17 protein-coding genes are annotated in these 18,664 nt (G+C 69.2%); 13 read left to right on the top strand and 4 right to left on the bottom strand.

Features of this window, described 5'->3' with window-relative positions; translation table 11 throughout:
* Positions 1-53: 53 nt before the first annotated feature.
* The 3 genes from EES41_RS09255 to EES41_RS09245 all read left to right on the top strand — a co-directional run bounded on the left by EES41_RS09255 (position 54) and on the right by EES41_RS09245 (position 4,492).
* Positions 54-755 (top strand): HAD family phosphatase, encoded by a 702-nt coding sequence (locus tag EES41_RS09255; protein ID WP_123077168.1) that lies wholly within the window; start codon positions 54-56, stop codon positions 753-755.
* 479 nt (positions 756-1,234) lie between these two features.
* On the top strand, positions 1,235-2,839 hold the full coding sequence (locus tag EES41_RS09250) for an ABC transporter substrate-binding protein (RefSeq protein WP_123077166.1): 1,605 nt from the start codon (positions 1,235-1,237) through the stop codon (positions 2,837-2,839).
* 75 nt (positions 2,840-2,914) lie between these two features.
* Positions 2,915-4,492, top strand: coding sequence for an ABC transporter substrate-binding protein (locus tag EES41_RS09245; protein WP_123077164.1), 1,578 nt, complete (start codon positions 2,915-2,917; stop codon positions 4,490-4,492).
* 66 nt (positions 4,493-4,558) lie between these two features.
* Here EES41_RS09245 and EES41_RS09240 read toward each other — a convergent pair whose 3' ends face one another.
* A complete protein-coding gene (locus EES41_RS09240) occupies positions 4,559-5,233 on the bottom strand; it encodes a response regulator transcription factor (protein ID WP_123077162.1) in 675 nt (224 codons plus the stop codon).
* Positions 5,234-5,344: 111 nt separating this feature from the next.
* Positions 5,345-6,232: a RecB family exonuclease gene (locus EES41_RS09235; protein WP_250568979.1), complete on the bottom strand. Its 888-nt coding sequence runs from the start codon at positions 6,230-6,232 to the stop codon at positions 5,345-5,347.
* Positions 6,233-6,487: 255 nt separating this feature from the next.
* Here EES41_RS09235 and EES41_RS09230 point away from each other — a divergent pair, with 255 nt between their 5' ends.
* The 3 genes from EES41_RS09230 (at position 6,488) to EES41_RS09220 (ending at position 9,391) form a co-directional block, all read left to right on the top strand.
* The gene (locus EES41_RS09230; RefSeq protein WP_123082359.1) at positions 6,488-7,621 is read left to right on the top strand and encodes a site-2 protease family protein; all 1,134 of its coding nucleotides are present in this window, start codon (positions 6,488-6,490) and stop codon (positions 7,619-7,621) included.
* Between the two features lie 18 nt (positions 7,622-7,639).
* Positions 7,640-8,560, top strand: coding sequence for a tRNA (adenine-N1)-methyltransferase (locus EES41_RS09225; protein ID WP_008741922.1), 921 nt, complete (start codon positions 7,640-7,642; stop codon positions 8,558-8,560).
* A 297-nt stretch (positions 8,561-8,857) separates the two neighbouring features.
* On the top strand, positions 8,858-9,391 hold the full coding sequence (locus EES41_RS09220; protein ID WP_250568981.1) for a hypothetical protein: 534 nt from the start codon (positions 8,858-8,860) through the stop codon (positions 9,389-9,391).
* 15 nt (positions 9,392-9,406) lie between these two features.
* Here the strand turns inward: EES41_RS09220 and EES41_RS09215 are convergent, their stop codons facing one another.
* Entirely contained in the window at positions 9,407-9,727 is a 321-nt protein-coding gene (locus EES41_RS09215; RefSeq protein ID WP_123077156.1) for a ferredoxin, read from the bottom strand.
* 264 nt (positions 9,728-9,991) lie between these two features.
* On the opposite strand from EES41_RS09215, the gene arc reads away from it, so the two are divergent.
* From arc to prcA, 6 genes are all read left to right on the top strand, one after another.
* Positions 9,992-11,758 (top strand): proteasome ATPase, encoded by a 1,767-nt coding sequence (gene arc, locus EES41_RS09205; protein WP_008741919.1) that lies wholly within the window; start codon positions 9,992-9,994, stop codon positions 11,756-11,758.
* A gap of 248 nt (positions 11,759-12,006) precedes the next feature.
* Positions 12,007-13,518, top strand: coding sequence for a depupylase/deamidase Dop (dop, locus tag EES41_RS09200; RefSeq protein WP_123077154.1), 1,512 nt, complete (start codon positions 12,007-12,009; stop codon positions 13,516-13,518).
* 192 nt (positions 13,519-13,710) lie between these two features.
* Positions 13,711-13,923: a ubiquitin-like protein Pup gene (locus EES41_RS09195; RefSeq protein WP_030759619.1), complete on the top strand. Its 213-nt coding sequence runs from the start codon at positions 13,711-13,713 to the stop codon at positions 13,921-13,923.
* Between the two features lie 42 nt (positions 13,924-13,965).
* The gene (locus EES41_RS09190; RefSeq protein ID WP_123082358.1) at positions 13,966-14,559 is read left to right on the top strand and encodes an endonuclease VII domain-containing protein; all 594 of its coding nucleotides are present in this window, start codon (positions 13,966-13,968) and stop codon (positions 14,557-14,559) included.
* Positions 14,511-15,350, top strand: a complete 840-nt coding sequence (gene prcB / locus EES41_RS09185; protein WP_123077152.1) for a proteasome subunit beta — start codon at positions 14,511-14,513, stop codon at positions 15,348-15,350. Before EES41_RS09190 ends, prcB begins: the two co-directional genes overlap by 49 nt.
* A gap of 45 nt (positions 15,351-15,395) precedes the next feature.
* Positions 15,396-16,157 carry a proteasome subunit alpha gene (prcA, locus tag EES41_RS09180; RefSeq protein ID WP_008741914.1) on the top strand — a complete coding sequence of 254 codons (762 nt, stop codon included), beginning with the start codon at positions 15,396-15,398 and terminating at the stop codon, positions 16,155-16,157.
* A 77-nt stretch (positions 16,158-16,234) separates the two neighbouring features.
* Here the strand turns inward: prcA and EES41_RS09175 are convergent, their stop codons facing one another.
* On the bottom strand, positions 16,235-17,230 hold the full coding sequence (locus tag EES41_RS09175; RefSeq protein ID WP_123077150.1) for a LacI family DNA-binding transcriptional regulator: 996 nt from the start codon (positions 17,228-17,230) through the stop codon (positions 16,235-16,237).
* 135 nt (positions 17,231-17,365) lie between these two features.
* Between EES41_RS09175 and EES41_RS09170 the strand changes: the two genes are divergently transcribed.
* A complete protein-coding gene (locus EES41_RS09170) occupies positions 17,366-18,613 on the top strand; it encodes an MFS transporter (protein WP_123077148.1) in 1,248 nt (415 codons plus the stop codon).
* Positions 18,614-18,664: the final 51 nt, after the last annotated feature.

Genomic DNA, 18,664 nt, shown 5'->3' with positions numbered 1-18,664 from the left:
CCATGGGGAAGAGGTGACCGGCCTTCTCGTCCCCTCAGAGAGGTGTGTGCCGGATGACCAGCACCGTTCCCGCCCCCGTCGCCCGCACGGCCGACGGACATGCCCTCCAGGCGGTGCTGCTGGACATGGACGGCACCCTCGTCGACACCGAGGGTTTCTGGTGGGAGATCGAGGTGGACGTCTTCGGCGAGCTCGGCCACCGCCTCGACGAGGCCTGGCGCGACGTGGTCGTCGGCGGCCCCATGACCCGAAGCGCCGCCTTCCTCATCGAGTCCACCGGCGCCGCCATCACCCTGATGGAGCTGAGCGTCCTGCTCAACGAGCGCTTCGAGGCGCGCATCGCCGACCAGGTCCCGCTCATGCCCGGCGCCGAGCGCCTGCTGGCCGAGCTGGCCCGGCACAACGTGCCCACCGCCCTCGTCTCCGCCTCGCACCGCCGGGTCATCGACCGGGTGCTGCGCGCCCTGGGCCCCGAGCGGTTCGCGCTGAGCGTCGCCGGGGACGAGGTGCCCCGCACCAAGCCGCACCCCGACCCGTACCTGATCGCCGCCCGCACCCTGGGCGCGCACCCCTCGCGGTGCGCCGTCATCGAGGACACCGCCACCGGAGTCGCCGCCGCCGAGGCCGCCGGCTGCCGGGTCGTGGCCGTCCCCTCGGTCGGCGTGATCCCGCCCGCCCCGGGCCGTACGATCGTCCGCTCGCTGGAGGACGTGGACCTGTCCTTCCTGCGCTCCCTCATCACTCCGATGAACTGACCGCACACGCTCCGTACCGAACGGAACCTGCATAAAAACACGCTCGGCGGAAGAATCTTCCGTGCTACGCCCCGGAGGCTGAAATTCCACCTCCGCCGGGCCGATTGTCCCAGGTGACCTTGGTCACGCGCGAAGCCCCCGGCGGTCCTGTCAGGACCCCCCGGGGGCTTCCTTTGTGTCCGGATTGATCAGCTACTGACCCCATCTGCGGACACCCCGGGATGAACAGGCAGTCCCCGCCCATCACCGTGCGATTACGCCCCAACTCGGCGCAGTTCCAGCCATCCCGTTCAGGGCCACTACTGTCAATCCGGGCACCGCGCCGCACCTCAGCAGTCCCGGACACACACCACCGTGCCGGGATCGCGTGGACCGATCGTCACAACACCGGCCCGATCGTTCCGCCCTGAACGGGCGACCGTCGCGAAGTGCCCTTTACGCCGCTTTGAGCAAGTGCCGGTATAGGGAGTACTTCCAGCATGAACCGCAAGACCATGGTGCTGACGGCCGCGGCCGGACTGCTCACCCCCGCGCTGGCCGCCTGCGGCACCGCGACCGGTGGAGGAGCGGGCTCCGGAGCGATCGTCGTCGGGACCACCGACCGGTTCGAGGCCGCCGACTACGCCCCCGCCCCGTTCGACCCGGCCTACGCCTACGACGCCGGCGCCTGGAACGTACTGCGCCAGACCGTCCAGACGCTGATGCACACCCCGCGCGGCGGCGGCCAGCCCGTCCCCGAAGCGGCCTCCGACTGCCGCTTCACCGACACCGGCAACGAGAGCTACCGCTGCGTCCTGCGCCCCGGTATGAAGTTCGCCAGCGGCGAGCCCCTCACCGCCAAGGACGTCAAGTTCTCCATCGACCGCGTCATCGCGATCAAGGACGAGAACGGCCCCTCCTCGCTGCTCTCCACCCTCGACACCGTCGAGGTCAAGGGCGCCGACACCGTCGTCTTCCACCTGAAGACCCCGGACGCGACCTTCCCGTACAAGCTCGCCACCCCCGCCGCGGGCATCGTCAGCGAGAAGGACTACGACGCCAAGAAGCTCCGCGAGGGCTTCGGCATCGACGGCTCCGGCCCGTACACCATGAAGGCCGAAGTCAAGGAAGGCCGCCTCGTCCGCGCCGTCTTCACCAAGAACCCGAACTACAAGGGCGACATCAAGCTGCAGAACGACAAGGTCGAACTGCGCACCTTCGAGGACTCCGCCGCCATGGGCAAGGCCCTCGCCGCCGGATCCATCCACATGGTCTCCCGCACCCTGTCGCCCGCCCAGATCACCGAGCTCTCCGCCAAGCCGCCCAAGGGCGTCAAGCTGACCCCCCTGCCCGGCCTGGAGATCCGCTACATCGGCTTCAACACCGAAGCCCCGGTCGTCAAGGACAAGGCAGTACGCCAGGCCCTCGCCGCCGCCGTCGACCGCAACGCCGTCATCTCCAAGGTCTACGGCAAGTCCGCGCAGCCCCTGTACTCCCTGGTCCCCGCCAGCGTGAACGGCCACGTCAACTCGTTCTTCAACAAGTACGGCGAGGCCAACACCACCAAGGCCGCCGCCCTGCTGAAGGACGCCGGGATCAAGACCCCGGTCAAGCTGACCCTGAGCTACACCTCCGACCACTACGGCGACGGCACCGCCGCCGAGTTCGAGGCCCTCAAGACCCAGCTGAACTCCACCCAGCTCTTCGACATCACCGTCCAGGGCAAGGAATGGTCCGAATTCCGCCCCGCCCAGAAGAAGGGCGACTACGCCGCCTACGGGCTCGGCTGGTTCCCCGACTACCCGGACGCCGACAACTTCCTCGCCCCGTTCCTGGAGCAGGACAACTTCCTGGGCACGCCGTACGCCAACACCACGGTGCGCACCAAGCTCATCCCCGAATCCCGTCGCGCGGCCGACCGCGGTGTCGCCGCCGGCGCGATCTCGGAGATGCAGGACATCGTCGCCGAAGACGTGCCCGTCCTGCCCCTGTGGCAGGGCAAGCAGTACGTCGCCGCACGCGACGGGATCACCGGAGTGGAGTGGTCTGTCAACGCCATCTCCGACCTCCAGCTGTGGGAACTCGGCCGCGGCGTAAGCGGCTGAGACCGGTAACAACCCGGCAGCGGATGTCGCGGGCCGGCGCAACGAAACAGTTCGACTGTGAAGGACGTTCGCGTGATGAGACGTAACCAGTGGTTGGCGGCCCCGCTCGGCGCAGCCACCGCCGCCGCGCTGCTCAGCGGTTGCGGTTCGCAGGATGGCACGGCCGCGGGCGGCGGCAAGGGCGTGGTCATGGGCATATCCGACAAGGTCAAGGCCACCGACCCCGCGTCGGGCTACGACCCCGGTTCGTGGCTGCTCTTCAACAACGTCTTCCAGTCCCTGCTGAGCTTCCCCAAGGGCGGCACGACGCCGGAGCCCGACGCCGCGCAGTCCTGCAACTTCGAGGGCGGCGAGAGCAAGACGTACAAGTGCGTCCTGCGCTCGGACCTGAAGTTCAGCAACGGCAACAGCCTGACCTCGAAGGACGTCAAGTACTCCTTCGAGCGCACGCTGAAGATCAACGACGAGAACGGCCCCGCCGTCATGCTCTCGTCGATCGCCAGCATCGACGCCCCCGACGACAAGACCGTCGTCTTCCACCTCAAGACGTCCGACGCGACCTTCCCCAGCAAGATCGCCTCGGGTGCCGGCTCCATCGTCGACCACACCGAGTACCCGGCCGACAAGCTCCGCTCCGACGGCAAGGCCACCGGCTCCGGCGTCTACAAGCTCGACTCGATCAACGACAAGAGCGCCAACTTCTCGGTCAACGACTCGTACTCCGGCAAGGCCAAGCCGAAGAACAACGGCGTGACCATGAAGTTCTTCACCGACGACCAGGCGGCCCTGAAGAAGGTCCTGGAAAGCGGCGACGTCGACTTCGCCTACCGCGGCCTCGCCGCCAAGGACATCGCCGACCTCTCCAACAAGACCGGCGACCAGAAGATCGAGGTCATCCAGGGCACCGGAGCCGAGGTCCAGCACCTCGTCTTCAACATGAGCGACCCGGTCGCCGGAAAGCTCCCCATCCGCAAGGCCATGGCCTACCTCGTGGACCGCGAAGCCCTCGTCCAGGGCGTCTACCAGGGCACCGCGACCTCCCTGTACTCGATCATCCCGGCCGGCATCGCCTCGCACAACACCGCCTTCTTCGACCGCTACGGCGGCACCCCGCAGCCCGAGAAGGCCAAGGCCGTACTGCGCGCGGCCAACATCAAGGACAAGGTCAAGCTGACCCTGCACTCGACGCCCACCCGCTACGGCCCGGCCATGGACCAGGAGTTCCAGGCCATCGCCAAGATGCTCAACGACAGCGGCCTCTTCGAGGTCGACGTCCAGTCGGTGCCCTTCGACCAGTACGAGAAGGACATCAAGGCCGGCAAGTACGGCGTCTACGCGCTCGGCTGGGTCCCCGACTACCCGGACGCGGACAACTTCACGCAGCCGTTCTTCGGCCCGGACAACGTCCTCGGCAACAACTACGACAACAAGGAGATCAGCGGGACCATCATCCCGTCGACCTCCGCCAAGTCCGACCGCACGGCCGCGACCGTCGACTACGGCCGCCTCCAGGACATCGTCGCGGAGGAGATCCCGATCCTCCCGCTCTGGCAGGGCAAGCAGTACGCCGTCACCCGCCCGAACGTGACCGGCCTCCAGTGGTCCCTGGACGCCTCCACCGTCTTCCGCTTCTGGGAGATCGCGAAGGGCTGACCCGCCCGGCACCCACTGAAAACGGGCCGGCAGCCGCACCACGCGGCTGCCGGCCCGTTCTCGCGCCTACTGACCCGCCCCCGGACGGACCAGACCGCTCTCGTACGCGTACACGGCCGCCTGCACGCGGTCGCGCAGCCCCAGCTTCGTCAGCACGTGCCCCACATGCGTCTTCACCGTGGTCTCACTGACGAAGAGGTCCGCCGCGATCTCCGCGTTCGACAACCCCCGGGCCACCAGCTTCAGCACCTCGACCTCGCGCTCCGTCAGCGTCCCCAGCGTGTTCGGAACACTGTCCTCACCCGACGGCAGGTGCCCCGCGTACTTGTCCAGCAGCCGCCGCGTGATGCTCGGCGCCAGCATCGCCTCGCCCGCGGCCACCACCCGGATCGCCTGCACCAGCTCATTGGCCGGCGCGTCCTTCAGCAGGAACCCGCTCGCCCCCGCCCGCAGCGCCTCCACCACGTACTCGTCCAGATCGAACGTGGTCAGCACCAGCACCTTCGCCGGCCCGTCCCGCCCCGGCCCCGTGATCTGCCGGGTCGCCTCCACCCCGTCCATCCGCGGCATCCGGATGTCCATCAGCACCACATCGGGCTGCAACGCCCGCACCTGGTCCAGCGCCTGCAGACCGTCCCCGGCCTCACCGACCACCGCCAGGTCCGGTTCTGCCTCCAGAATCATCCGGAAACCGGTGCGCAGCAGCGGCTGGTCGTCGACCAGAAGGACGCGGATCGCCACGGGTCATACCTCGTATTCGTCGGACGGCTTCCAAGACCCGCCCATTCTGCCCTGGCCGGACCACCGAGAACCCGCCGGGAGCACCCCCGGCGCCGCCCCCGGCCCCACCCGCTAAGCCGGCTCCACCGGCTCGGGGCGCGGAGAGATCACCAGCGGGTACACCGGCGGAGTCCCCCCGAATTCCGGACACACCGCCCGATGATCACACCAGCCGCACAGCTTCGTCGGCCGCGGCCGCCAGTCACCCGTCTCCGTCGCCTCCCGGATCGCGTCCCACAGCGCCAGCAGCTTGCGCTCCACCCGCTCCAGATCCGCCACCACCGGGTCGTACGTCACCACGTCCCCACTGCCCAGGTACACCAGCTGGAGCCGGCGCGGCACGACCCCCTTCAGCCGCCACACCACCAGCGCGTAGAACTTCATCTGGAACAACGCGCCCTCGGCGTACTCCGGCCGCGGCGCCTTGCCCGTCTTGTAGTCGACGATCCGCACCTCACCCGACGGCGCCACATCCACCCGGTCGATGATCCCGCGCAACCGCAGCCCCGACTCCAGCTCCGTCTCCACGAAGAACTCCCGCTCCACCGGCTCCAGCCGCGTCGGGTCCTCCAACGTGAACCAGCGGTCCACCAGCGCCTCGGCCTCCGTCAGCCACCGCGCCAGCCCCGCCCCCTCGTCACCCTCCGGGAACAGCTCCGTCAGCTCCGGCTTCGCCTCCAGCAGCCGGTCCCACTGCCCCGGGATCAACGCCTTCGCCCGCGGCGCCGTCCGCTCCTCGGCCGGATGATCGAAAAGCCGCTCCAGCACCGCGTGCACCAACGTGCCCCGCGTCGCCGCCGCACTCGGCTTCTCCGGCAGCTTGTCGATCACCCGGAACCGGTACAGCAACGGGCACCGCATGAAATCACCCGCCCGCGAAGGAGACAGCGAAGAGGGCCGGGCAGCACTCACCGCAGCGTCCGCAGCGGCGGCGGCAACGGGACCGGGGGGCGTCGTCATACCCAAAACAGTACGACCCATCACCGACAGCCCGTGCGTACCATCGACGCCGACCCCCCTCGCACTGCATGATCGGAGCATCACACCGCGCCACCACACGACCCCGTTCCGCACCCCGACCGCGCGGGAACCACAATGGGAACCACCGACGGAACCGACCCGCCGGACAGCACCGAACGAAGGACAGCCGTGGCAGACACCGACCAGACCGGCGAGCGCGCCAACCGCCGCTCCGACCCGGGCGGCGGACTCCTCATGGGCCGCCCCTTCGGCGTGCCCGTCTACGTCTCGCCCAGCTGGTTCCTCGTCGCCGCCCTCATCACCTGGGTCTTCGGCGACCAGCTCGACCGGATCCTGCCCGACCTCGGCCCCGTCCGCTACCTCGTCTCCCTCTTCTTCGCCGTCGCCTTCTACGCCTCCGTCCTCGTCCACGAACTCGCGCACACCATCGCCGCCCTCCGCTTCAAACTCCCCGTGCGCCGCATCCAGCTCCAGTTCTTCGGCGGAGTCTCCGAGATCGAGAAGGAATCCGAGACCCCCGGCCGCGAATTCGTCCTCGCCTTCGTCGGCCCCCTCCTCTCCCTCGTCCTCGCCGGACTCTTCTACCTCGGCATGAAGGCCGTCGACCCCGCCACCGTCCCCGGCGTCCTCCTCGCCGGCCTGATGATCTCCAACCTCCTCGTCGCCGCCTTCAACCTCCTCCCCGGCCTCCCCCTCGACGGCGGCCGCATGCTCCGCGCCGTCATCTGGGGCATCACCGGCAAACCCATGACCGGCACCGTCGCCGCCGCCTGGGTCGGCCGAGGCCTCGCCGTCGCCGTCCTCCTCGGCCTGCCCCTGCTCACCCACACCGGCACCCTCGGCAACCGCAGCAGCGAAATCGGCGGCATGAACACCGTCATGGACGCCCTCCTCGCCGCGATCCTCGCCGGCATCATCTGGACCGGCGCCGGCAACAGCCTCCGCATGGCCCGGCTGCGCGAACACCTCCCCGAACTCCGGGCCCGCGCCCTCACCCGGCGCGCCATCCCCGTCGAGAACGCCACCCCGCTCTCCGAAGCCCTCCGCCGCGCCAACGAAGCCGGCGCCCGCGCCCTCGTCGTCGTCGACGGACACGGCGACCCCACCGCCATCGTCCGCGAGAGCGCCATCGCCTCCGTCCCCGAACACCGCCGCCCCTGGGTCGCCGTCAGCACCCTCGCCCAGGACCTCACCGACGGCATGAAGGTTTCAGCGGAACTCACCGGCGAAGAACTCCTCGAACACCTCCGCGCCACCCCCGCCAGCGAATACCTCGTCGTCGAAACCGGCGGCGAGATCTACGGCGTCCTGTCCACCCTCGACGTCGAAAAGGCCTTCGTGAAGGCCATGGCGCGGCCCCAGTCCTGAAGCCAATACACTGGTCACATGTCCGAACCGACCGGTGCCGCCCGCCGACGCGGGCCCTTCGAGGTCGGGGACCAGGTTCAGCTCACCGACCCCAAGGGCCGCCACTACACGTTCACGCTCGAAGCCGGGAAGAATTTCCACACCCACAAGGGTTCCTTCCCGCACGACGAGCTGATCGGTGCTCCCGAGGGCAGTGTTGTCCGTACCACGGGCAACGTCGCGTACCTCGCGCTGCGTCCCCTGCTCCCCGACTATGTCCTGTCCATGCCCCGCGGTGCCGCCGTGGTCTACCCCAAGGACGCGGGCCAGATCCTGGCCTTCGCCGACATCTTCCCCGGCGCCCGCGTCGTGGAAGCAGGTGTGGGCTCCGGCTCCCTGAGCAGCTTCCTGCTGCGCGCCATCGGCGACCAGGGCATGCTCCACAGCTACGAGCGCCGCGCGGACTTCGCCGAGATCGCCACGGCCAACGTCGAGCGCTACTTCGGCGGCCCCCACCCCGCGTGGCAGCTGACCGTCGGCGACCTCCAGGACAACCTGTCCGACACGGACGTCGACCGCGTGATCCTCGACATGCTCGCCCCCTGGGAATGCCTGGAGGCCGTCTCCAAGGCCCTGGTCCCCGGCGGCATCCTGTGCTGCTACGTGGCCACCACCACCCAGCTCGCCCGCACCGTCGAATCCATCCGCGAGTTCGGCTGCTACGCCGAGCCGCAGCCCTGGGAATCGATGATCCGCAACTGGCACGTCGAAGGCCTGGCCGTCCGCCCGGACCACCGGATGATCGGCCACACCGGCTTCCTCGTCACCGCCCGCCGCCTCGCGGACGGCGTCGAGCCCCCGATGCGCCGCCGCCGCCCCGCCAAGGGCGCCTACGGCGAGGACTACGACGGACCGGGCAGCCAGTCCGGCGGCTCCGCCGCCTCCGGCGACCGGGGCTGACCCCACCCGCCGAGCCCACCCGGGCAACCAACACGCAGGCGCTGCGGCGCAGTTCCCCGGACCGACCGGGAACTGCGCCGCAGCGCCTTTTCGTTGCCTCCGGGCCGCCGCGCACCCAGGCCGGACCCAGCCGTTCCACCTCCGTGTGAGGTGTGGCACGATGCTGGCTCCCCGTCACCCTTCGCACAGGAGACACCCCGCGTGCCGCACAGCCCCGCCGCCGAGCTCGCGCCGACGTTGGAAACCCTGGCGCACCACCACACCCGCGCCGTCCACTGGCTCGCCACCGCATCCGCCATGGCCGCCGTCATAGCCGCCGCGGGCCTCCTCCAGCCCTCCGCCGGCGCCGCCACCGGACCCGGAGAAACCGCCCGGACCTCCGCGGGCACCCCCGCCGACACCGCCGACGACCCCCGGGCCGCCGCCCCCGACGCGCGGGCGCTCTCGTACCCCCTCGACTGCAACGGCGCCCCGCAGGTCGTCACCGACACCGCCCAGGGCGACCTCGACGGCGACGGCCGCCCCGAGACCGTCGCCGCCGTCCGCTGCGACGCCGGCTCCGGGACCCCGCCCCACGCGCTCTACGTAGTGACCCGCGACCGGGGCGAGGGCGCCCGGCCCCGCGTCGTCGCCACCCTCCTCGACACCGCCCGGCGACAGACCGTCAGCGACCTCACCGTCCGCGACGGGATCGTCACCGCGAGCCTCCTCGGCTACTCCTCGCCGGACATACCGCGCTTCAGCCCCGACACGAAACACCTCGCCAAGTGGCGCTGGAGCGACGGGAAATTCCGCCAGGAGCTGACGGACTCGGCCCCCACACGGGTTTGAAGCGTCACAAGGCCATTACTCGGCGTCCGGACCGAAGACCTCGACCCTGTCCGAAACGCGCCTTACGTGAATACAGTCACCCGGGCATTCCTTGGCGGAGTCCACCACGTCCTGGAGCAGCGTCAGGGGAACCGGAGTGGTCGCCCCCACCTCCACCAGAAGCTCGTCCTCGGGGCTCTTCACATAGGCCAGACCATCGATGTCCAGCTCGAACACCTCCGGGGCGTACTGCACGCAGATGCCGTCCCCGGTGCAGAGGTCCTGGTCGATCCAGACCTCAAGCGGCTCACCGGTCCCACCGGCGCCGCCCGTGGGAGCCTCCTGCTGCACGGTCATATCTCCTGCCGTTCCCTGCGCTGAGTGACCCGTCCCGGCCGCGACTCAAGGCAAGTCGCACGACCGCTGACGGGTGTTGAACAGTTCGACCTTACAACCGGCTGCTTTCCGATGTTGATGGGTGGGTATTTCCTTGGCGTGAGGGAGTACGCAAGGGTGAAGATCGGACACACCTCTACCGTCTTTGTGATCTAGGGGTTTCAATCACCACCAGCCCAGGTAGGGTCAGGAAGCGTCCAGCTCCCCTTGGAGGAGGTGAGGACCGTGGCAGCCCACGACGACGACATCAACCGCGGCATCCGGCCCGGGCGAGGGTCTGAGGACCCCGCTGGCCAGGTTGCCTATCTCGAGCAGGAAATCGCCGTCCTGCGACGCAAGCTCGCCGACTCTCCGCGACACACGAGGATTCTCGAAGAGCGGATCGTCGAGCTCCAGACGAATCTGGCCGGCGTCTCCGCGCAAAACGAACGACTGGCGAATACCCTCCGTGAGGCCCGCGACCAGATCGTGGCCCTCAAGGAAGAAGTCGACCGGCTCGCACAGCCGCCGGCCGGGTTCGGTGTCTTCCTTCAGGCGAACGAGGACGGCACCGTCGACATCTTCACCGGCGGCCGAAAGCTCCGCGTGAACGTCAGCCCCAGCGTCGAGCCGGAAGACCTCCGGCGCGGCCAGGAGGTCATGCTCAACGAAGCGCTCAACGTGGTCGAGGCCATGGAGTACGAGCGGGCCGGGGACATCGTCACCCTCAAGGAAATCCTTGAAGACGGCGAGCGCGCCCTGGTCGTCGGGCACACCGACGAGGAAAGGGTGGTGAGGCTCGCCGAGCCGCTCCTGGACATCACCATCCGTCCCGGCGACGCCCTGCTGCTCGAACCCCGCTCCGGCTACGTCTACGAAGTGGTCCCCAAGAGCGAGGTCGAGGAACTCGTCCTCGAAGAGGTCCCGGACATCGACTACGACAAGATCGGCGGTCTGGGCGACCAGATCGAGCTGATCCGCGACGCCGTCGAGCTCCCGTACCTCTACCCCGACCTCTTCAAGGAACACGAACTGCGGCCCCCGAAGGGCATCCTGCTCTACGGCCCGCCCGGATGCGGCAAGACGCTCATCGCCAAGGCCGTCGCCAACTCCCTTGCCAAGAAGGTCGCCGAGGTGACCGGCCAGCCCGCCGGGAAGTCCTACTTCCTGAACATCAAGGGCCCCGAACTCCTCAACAAGTACGTCGGCGAGACCGAGCGGCACATCCGCCTCGTCTTCCAGCGTGCCCGGGAGAAGGCCAGCGAGGGCACCCCCGTCATCGTCTTCTTCGACGAGATGGAATCTCTCTTCCGCACCCGCGGATCCGGAGTCAGCTCGGACGTGGAGAACACCATCGTCCCCCAGCTGCTCGCCGAGATCGACGGCGTGGAAGGCCTGGAGAACGTCATCGTCATCGGCGCCTCCAACCGCGAGGACATGATCGACCCGGCCATCCTGCGCCCCGGCCGGCTCGACGTGAAGATCAAGATCGAGCGCCCGGACGCCGAGGCGGCGAAGGACATCTTCGCCAAGTACCTCAAGGCCTCGCTGCCCCTCCACTCGGACGACCTGTCCGAACACCAGGGCTCCACGGCCGGCACCGTCCACAGCATGATCCAGACGGTCGTCGAGCAGATGTACGCCGAAACCGAGGAAAACCGCTTCCTCGAGGTCACGTACGCCAACGGCGACAAGGAAGTCCTCTACTTCAAGGACTTCAACTCGGGCGCGATGATCCAGAACATCGTCGACCGTGCGAAGAAGATGGCCATCAAGGCCTTCCTCGAACACAACCAGAAGGGCCTGCGCGTCTCCCACCTCCTCCAGGCTTGCGTGGACGAGTTCAAGGAGAACGAGGACCTGCCCAACACCACCAACCCCGATGACTGGGCCCGAATCTCCGGAAAGAAGGGCGAGCGGATCGTATTCATCCGAACCCTCGTCACCGGAAAGCAAGGCGCGGACACCGGACGCTCCATCGACACGGTGGCAAACACCGGTCAGTACCTCTGACAAAGCGGGGCGGCTGCGGATGCCCTCACAGGGCACCCGCAGCCGACTGCTTTACCGACCGCATTTCAGCCGGAGACGGGAATAGTCAATGACTGAAATGATCTCCCCACCAGCGCGGAGTGGTTCTAGGCTCTTCCGTACCGCCGGTCGCGCAGTGCGGGGACGGGCACCGCACAGCACGCACCGGAGCACCAGCGGTACTTGAGCGCCGCTCCCGAACGGGAGCGCCGCCGGGCAAGGAGGGCCGCATGACCGTACGGCGAGTAATGGGGATCGAGACGGAGTACGGGATCTCCGTCCCCGGGCACCCGAACGCCAATGCCATGCTCACCTCATCCCAGATCGTCAACGCCTACGCGGCGGCGATGCACCGGGCGCGACGCGCCCGCTGGGACTTCGAGGAGGAGAATCCGCTGCGGGACGCCCGCGGCTTCGACCTCGCCCGCGAGGCCGCCGACAACAGCCAGCTCACCGACGAGGACATCGGCCTCGCCAACGTCATCCTCACCAACGGCGCACGGCTCTACGTCGACCACGCGCACCCCGAGTACAGCTCGCCGGAGATCACCAATCCGCTCGACGCCGTGCTCTGGGACAAGGCCGGCGAACGGATCATGGCCGAGGCGGCCGTCCGCGCAGCCCAGCTGCCCGGCGCCCAGCCGATCCACCTCTACAAGAACAACACCGACAACAAGGGCGCCTCCTACGGCACGCACGAGAACTACCTGATGAAGCGGGAAACCCCCTTCTCGGAGATCGTGCGCCACCTGACCCCCTTCTTCGTCTCGCGCCAGGTCGTCACCGGAGCGGGCCGCATCGGCATCGGACAGGACGGACGCGAGCACGGCTTCCAGATCAGCCAGCGCGCCGACTACTTCGAGGTCGAGGTCGGCCTGGAGACCACCCTCAAGCGCCCCATCATCAACACCCGCGACGAACCCCACTCCGACGCCGAGAAGTACCGCAGGCTGCACGTGATCATCGGCGACGCCAACCTCTCCGAGATCTCGACGTACCTGAAGCTCGGCACGACGGCGCTGGTCCTCTCCATGATCGAAGACCAGTTCATCAACGTGGACCTCGCCGTGGACCAGCCGGTGCGCACCCTGCACCAGGTCTCCCACGACCCCGACCTGCACCACCTGATCACGCTCCGCAGCGGCCGCACGCTGACCGCCGTACAACTCCAGATGGAGTACTTCGAGCTGGCCAGGAAGTACGTGGACGAGCGCTTCGGGGCCGACGCGGACGACCAGACCAAGGACGTACTCGCCCGGTGGGAGGACGTGCTGGGCCGGCTGGAGAGCGACCCGATGAGCCTTTCGGGGGAGCTGGACTGGATCGCGAAGCGGGAGATCCTGGAGGGCTACCGCCGGCGGGACGGGCTGGACTGGGACGCGGCGCGGCTGCACCTGGTCGACCTCCAGTACGCGGACGTACGGCCCGAGAAGGGGCTGTACAACCGTCTGGTGGCCCGCGGCAAGATGAAGCGGCTGGTGGACGAGGCGGCGGTCGAGCGGGCCGTGAGCAAGCCTCCGGAGGACACCCGGGCGTACTTCCGGGGCCGGTGCCTGGAGCAGTACGCGGACGACGTGGCGGCGGCCTCGTGGGACTCGGTGATCTTCGACCTCCCGGGCCGTGACTCGCTCCAGCGGGTGCCGACGCTGGAGCCGCTGCGGGGCACCCGCAACCACGTGAAGGAGCTCCTGGACCGCTGCCGCACGGCGGAGGACCTGGTCCGGGTCCTGTCCGGAAACTGAGCCCATTCCGAATCCCGGGCGGGGGCTGAAAAGCCCCCGGTCCGGGAATCATGAAGGCAGCCGCACATTGCGAAAGTGCGGGTACAAATGTCGGACCCTCCTTGTAGGGTCCGACATAGGGTCTGATCTTGGGAGATCCCGAACCCGGGGTCTCTCGACATGAGCGTGCGAACCGAGCGGGGTGAGGTAGACATGGCGACCAAGGACACCGGCGGCGGACAGCAGAAGGCGACGCGCTCGACCGAGGAGGTCGAGGAGACGACCGCCGAGGCGAGCTCCGACCTCAAGGAACGACAGGAAAAGCTCTCCGACGACGTCGACTCCGTTCTGGACGAGATTGACGATGTCTTGGAGGAGAATGCTGAGGATTTCGTGAGGTCCTTCGTGCAAAAGGGTGGCGAATAAGGGCATTCACCTTCGAATTGAAGGTGGGTGTGGGGGTGGGGGATGGACGTTGTCGACGGGGCGAAGCGCTGCTCGCGTTGCAAGACGCGCAAGCCCCGGGCTGAATTCGCGGCCAATCGGTCGATGAAGGACGGCTTGCAGGCGTACTGCCGAGCGTGTCAGGCGGAGCAGCACCGGGTGCGCCAGGAAGCGAAGGGGCGGACGGTGCGGGCGAGGGTCGTCGTGCCGTCCGGCCACAAGCGGTGCCCCCAGTGCGAGGAGATCAAGCCCTACTCGGAATGGGAGCCGAACAAGACGTCATCCGACGGGTGGGCCAGCTATTGCCGTGTCTGTCGGGCGCAGCGCAACCGTGCCAGCTACTTCAAACGCAAATACGGCATCACCGAAGCCGAGCGCGACGGGATGATCGCCGCGCAAGGCGGGAACTGCTTGCTCTGCCGAACGGCTCCCGCGGAGCACGTGGATCACGATCATCAGACGGGTAAGGTCCGAGGCGTACTGTGCTTCAGCTGCAACGCGGCGCTGGGGCAGTTCAAGGATCGGCCGGACGTCATAAGGCGTGCAGCCGCTTACGTGGAAGGAAACCTGTGGAAGCCAACACTCGTAGCACAGGGCGTCTACCGGCAGCCTTCCTGACGCCGGGGTCCTCGTCCTTCATGGACTTCCTCGGGGCGCACTCGCCCGAGCTGCTGCCGGGGAACCGGAAGCTGCCCGAGGGTGTCATCGAGGCGCCGCACGGGACGACCATCGTCGCCACCACCTTCCCCGGCGGGGTCGTGCTCGCCGGTGACCGGCGGGCGACCATGGGGAACATGATCGCGCAGCGGGACATCGAGAAGGTGTTCCCCGCCGACGAGTACTCCGCGGTGGGGATCGCCGGTACGGCCGGCCTGGCCGTGGAGATGGTGAAGCTGTTCCAGCTGGAGCTGGAGCACTTCGAGAAGGTGGAGGGGGCGACGCTGAGCCTGGAGGGCAAGGCGAACCGGCTGTCCACCATGATCCGGAGCAATCTCGGGATGGCGATGCAGGGGCTGGCGGTCGTGCCGCTGTTCGCCGGCTGGGACGAGGGCAAGGAGAAGGGCCGGATCTTCTCCTACGACGTGACCGGCGGCCGCTCCGAGGAGCACGGCTTCGCCGCCACCGGTTCCGGCTCGATCTTCGCGCGCGGCTCCATGAAGAAGCTGTACCGTCCCGACCTGACGGAGGAGCAGGCCACCACCCTGGTCGTGCAGGCGCTGTACGACGCGGCCGACGACGACTCGGCGACCGGTGGCCCGGACCTCTACCGCCACATCTACCCGATCGTCACCGTCATCACGGACGAGGGATTCCGCAGGCTCAGCGACGAGGAGTCGCAGGAGCTCGCCCGTACGGTCACCAACCGTCGCCTGGAGCAGCCGGACGGCCCGCGCGCCGCCCTGCTCTGACCATCCGTCGCCCTGTAGGCCCCAGAAGAAAGGGACGGACAGCCGGTGTCGACTCCGTTCTACGTCTCACCCCAGCAGGCCATGGCCGACCGGGCGGAATACGCCCGGAAGGGCATCGCCCGCGGTCGCAGCCTTGTCGTGCTGCAGTATGCCGACGGCATCGTGTTCGTCGGCGAGAACCCGTCCCGCGCCCTGCACAAGTTCAGCGAGATCTACGACCGGATCGGCTTCGCGGCCGCCGGCAAGTACAACGAGTACGAGAACCTGCGGATCGGTGGTGTGCGCTACGCGGATCTGCGCGGATACACCTACGACCGTGACGATGTGACGGCCCGTGGGCTCGCGAACGTCTACGCGCAGACGCTGGGCACGATCTTCTCCAGCGCGGGCGAGAAGCCGTACGAGGTGGAGCTGGTGGTGGCGGAGGTCGGTACGACCGCCGCGGGTGACCAGATCTACCGGCTGCCGCACGACGGTTCGATCGTGGACGAGCACGGCTCGGTCGCGGTGGGCGGGAACGCGGAGCAGATCAGTACGTTCCTGGATCAGCGGCATCAGGACGGGATGACCCTGTCCGAGGCGCTGAAGCTGGCGGTGCAGGCGCTGTCGAGCCAGGCGAACGGTGCGGACAAGGCGATTCCGGCGGAGCGGCTGGAGGTCGCGGTGCTGGACCGGACGCGGGCGCAGCAGCGGAAGTTCAAGCGGATCCGGGGCCGGCAGCTGGCGCGGTTGCTGGAGGCGGATGTTCCGGCGGCGGCTCAGGCGGATGCCGTGTCGAACGACGAAGAGCCCGAGGATTCCGAGTAGGTCGTCGTACGGGGGGTGCCCCGGTCCGTCCCTGTGGGGCGGGTCGGGGCCTTTTCGCGTTCAGGGGGTTGTGGGTTTCAGCTGGGTGCGGGGCCCGTGGAGTCGCGGACGACGAGGTGGACGGGGATGTCGGGGGCGGTCCAGGGGGTGCCGTCGAGGACGGAGAGGAGGGCGGTCATGCCCTGTTCTCCGACGCGTTCGGCGGGGAGGTGGACGGTGGTGAGTTCGGGGTCGACGGCGGTGGCGAGGGCGAGGTCGTCGAAGCCGGTGACGGAGAGGTCTTCGGGGATGCGCAGGCCGAGGCGGCGGGCGGCCTTGCAGGCGCCGGCGGCGAGGATGTCGTCGTCGCAGACGATGGCGGTGGGGCGGTCGTGGGGGGCCGTCAGGGCCCTCTCGGTGGCCGTACGGGCGCCGTCCACGGTGAGGGCGGACCGGGTGGTGCGCAGTTCGGCGTGGGGGCCGAGGAGGGCGGCCAGGGCTTCGGCGCGGATGTCGAAGGTCCAGGAGTCGACGGCGGAGGCGAGGTGCAGGACGCGCCGGTGGCCGAGGCCGAGGAGGTGTTCGGCGGTTTGGCGCATGCCTTCGGCCATGGCGAGGTTGACGTGGGCGGCGGCGCGGCCGGCGGTGGGGTCGCTGTCGAGCATGACGAGGGGGAGGTCGGATCCGCCGATGGCGTCGAGGGCGCCGGCGGCCATGGAGGAGGCGATGACTCCGTCGAGGGCGGCGCGGGCGGAGGCGAAGGGGTCGCGGGCGGGTCCGGTGCCGTCGGGGGAGGGGTAGAGGACGACGCCGAAGCCGTGTTCGGCGGCGATGCGGGCGGCGCCGGTGTAGACGCGGGCGAAGAACTCGTTGGTGAGGGCGGGGACGACGAGGAGGGCGGTGCGGGTGCTGCCGAGGCGGAGGTTGCGGGCGGCGAGGTTGGGGCGGTAGCCGAGGTGGGTGGCGGCTTCGCGGACGAGGGCGGCGGTGCGTTCGGAGACGCGGCCGCGCCATTTGTCGCCGAGGACGAGGGAGACGGTGGCCTGGGAGACTCCGGCGGCGGTGGCGACGTCGCGGCTGGTGGGTCTCGTCACAGGGGGCTCCTGAAGTGCGAGGTCGCGGGGTGGGGCGGGGTGCGCGGGGTGGACCCCCGTGCTGCGGACATGGTACGTATGACGAGTCAAGTTATACGTATTACCCCGGTGGGATCCGGGCGGAAGGGGGCGGACATGGCCGCGGGATACGCGGAACTGCTCAGGACCCGGCACGCCGCGAGGCTGCTGGTGGGCACGCTGATCGGCCGGCTGCCGAACGGCACCGCGCCGATCGCGATCGTGCTGTTCACGCGGGCCGAGGGCGGCAGCTACAGCCTCGCGGGGGCGCTGGCCGCCGCGTACGGGGTGGCCAACGCGGTGGGCCAGCCGCTGCTGGGGCGGGCCGTGGACCTGTACGGGCAGCCGCGGGTGCAGCTGCCGGCGGCGCTGGTCTCGGCGCTGGGCATGGTGTGGCTGGCGCTGTCGGGCACCGGGTCGGTCGCGGTGGCGTACGCGGCCGTGGTGATCGCGGGGTTGTTCACGCCGCCGCTGGAGGGCGGGCTGCGGGCCCTGTGGCCGAGCGTGCTGGGCGGCCGTGAGGAGCGGGTGCACCAGGCGTACGCGATGGACGCGGTGGCGCAGGAGGTCATGTTCACGGTGGGCCCGCTGCTGGTGACGCTGTTCGTCGCGGTGTGGTCGCCGGCCGGGGCGCTGCTGGCGCTCAACGCGATCGGGGTGCTGGGCGCGCTGTCGGTGGTGGTTTCGGAGCCTTCGCGGGCGTGGCGGTCGGCGCCGCGCGAGGCGCACTGGCTGGGGGCGCTGCGTTCCCGGGGTCTGCTGGCGCTGCTGGGGGCGTTCTTCTTCGTGGGGACGGCACTGGGTTCGATCACGGTGGCGGGGGTGGCGTACGCCGATGACCACGGGGGTCAGGCGGTGTACGGGTGGCTGATGGCGGCGCTGGGTCTGGGCGCGCTGGCCGGCGGCGTGGCGTACGGCGCCCGGCAGTGGGCGGGGGCGCCGGAGCGGCGGCTGCGGCTGCTGGTGGCGCTGCTGGCGGTGTGTTACCTGCCGCTGATGCTGGTGCCGGGGCCGGTGGCGATGACGGCGCTGGCGGCGCTGGCGGGGGTGTTCCTGGCTCCGGCGATCGCGTGCGCGTTCATCGTGGTGGATCGGCACGCTCCGGCGGGCACGGTGACGGAGGCGTTCTCCTGGCTGGTGACGTTCTTCGGGGTGGGTGCGGCGATCGGTACGGCGGCGGCGGGGCCCGTGGTGGAACTGGGTGGTACGGCGGCGGGCTTCGGGGTGGCGAGCGTCGGCGGGGCGGCGGCGCTGCTGGTCCTGATGGCCACTCAGCGGGTGCTGGCGGTGGTGGCTCCGGGGCGGGCGGTGGCGGGTTCCGGTGCGGCGCCGGCGCCGGCGGATGTCCCCGCGGGTCAGGGCTGAGGCGGGGGAGGGGTTTTCGGCGGGGGGCCGGCCGGGTATGCACAGGTGTCG

It is taken from the genome of Streptomyces sp. ADI95-16 (genome assembly GCF_003721495.1).
GTDB lineage: Bacteria > Actinomycetota > Actinomycetes > Streptomycetales > Streptomycetaceae > Streptomyces > Streptomyces goshikiensis.
This window is presented reverse-complemented; position numbering and strand designations above follow the sequence as displayed.

Excerpts from the sequence above, each read along its gene's own strand:
- EES41_RS09255 (WP_123077168.1), top strand. The coding sequence starts at position 54 with ATGACCAGCACCGTTCCCGCCCCCGTCGCCCGCACGGCCGACGGACAT.
- EES41_RS09250 (WP_123077166.1), top strand. The coding sequence starts at position 1,235 with ATGAACCGCAAGACCATGGTGCTGACGGCCGCGGCCGGACTGCTCACC.
- EES41_RS09245 (WP_123077164.1), top strand. The coding sequence starts at position 2,915 with ATGAGACGTAACCAGTGGTTGGCGGCCCCGCTCGGCGCAGCCACCGCC.
- EES41_RS09235 (WP_250568979.1), bottom strand. The coding sequence starts at position 6,232 with ATGACGACGCCCCCCGGTCCCGTTGCCGCCGCCGCTGCGGACGCTGCG.
- EES41_RS09230 (WP_123082359.1), top strand. The coding sequence starts at position 6,488 with ATGGGCCGCCCCTTCGGCGTGCCCGTCTACGTCTCGCCCAGCTGGTTC.
- EES41_RS09225 (WP_008741922.1), top strand. The coding sequence starts at position 7,640 with ATGTCCGAACCGACCGGTGCCGCCCGCCGACGCGGGCCCTTCGAGGTC.
- EES41_RS09220 (WP_250568981.1), top strand. The coding sequence starts at position 8,858 with ATGGCCGCCGTCATAGCCGCCGCGGGCCTCCTCCAGCCCTCCGCCGGC.
- EES41_RS09215 (WP_123077156.1), bottom strand. The coding sequence starts at position 9,727 with ATGACCGTGCAGCAGGAGGCTCCCACGGGCGGCGCCGGTGGGACCGGT.
- dop (WP_123077154.1), top strand. The coding sequence starts at position 12,007 with ATGACCGTACGGCGAGTAATGGGGATCGAGACGGAGTACGGGATCTCC.
- EES41_RS09195 (WP_030759619.1), top strand. The coding sequence starts at position 13,711 with ATGGCGACCAAGGACACCGGCGGCGGACAGCAGAAGGCGACGCGCTCG.
- EES41_RS09190 (WP_123082358.1), top strand. The coding sequence starts at position 13,966 with ATGGACGTTGTCGACGGGGCGAAGCGCTGCTCGCGTTGCAAGACGCGC.
- EES41_RS09170 (WP_123077148.1), top strand. The coding sequence starts at position 17,366 with ATGGCCGCGGGATACGCGGAACTGCTCAGGACCCGGCACGCCGCGAGG.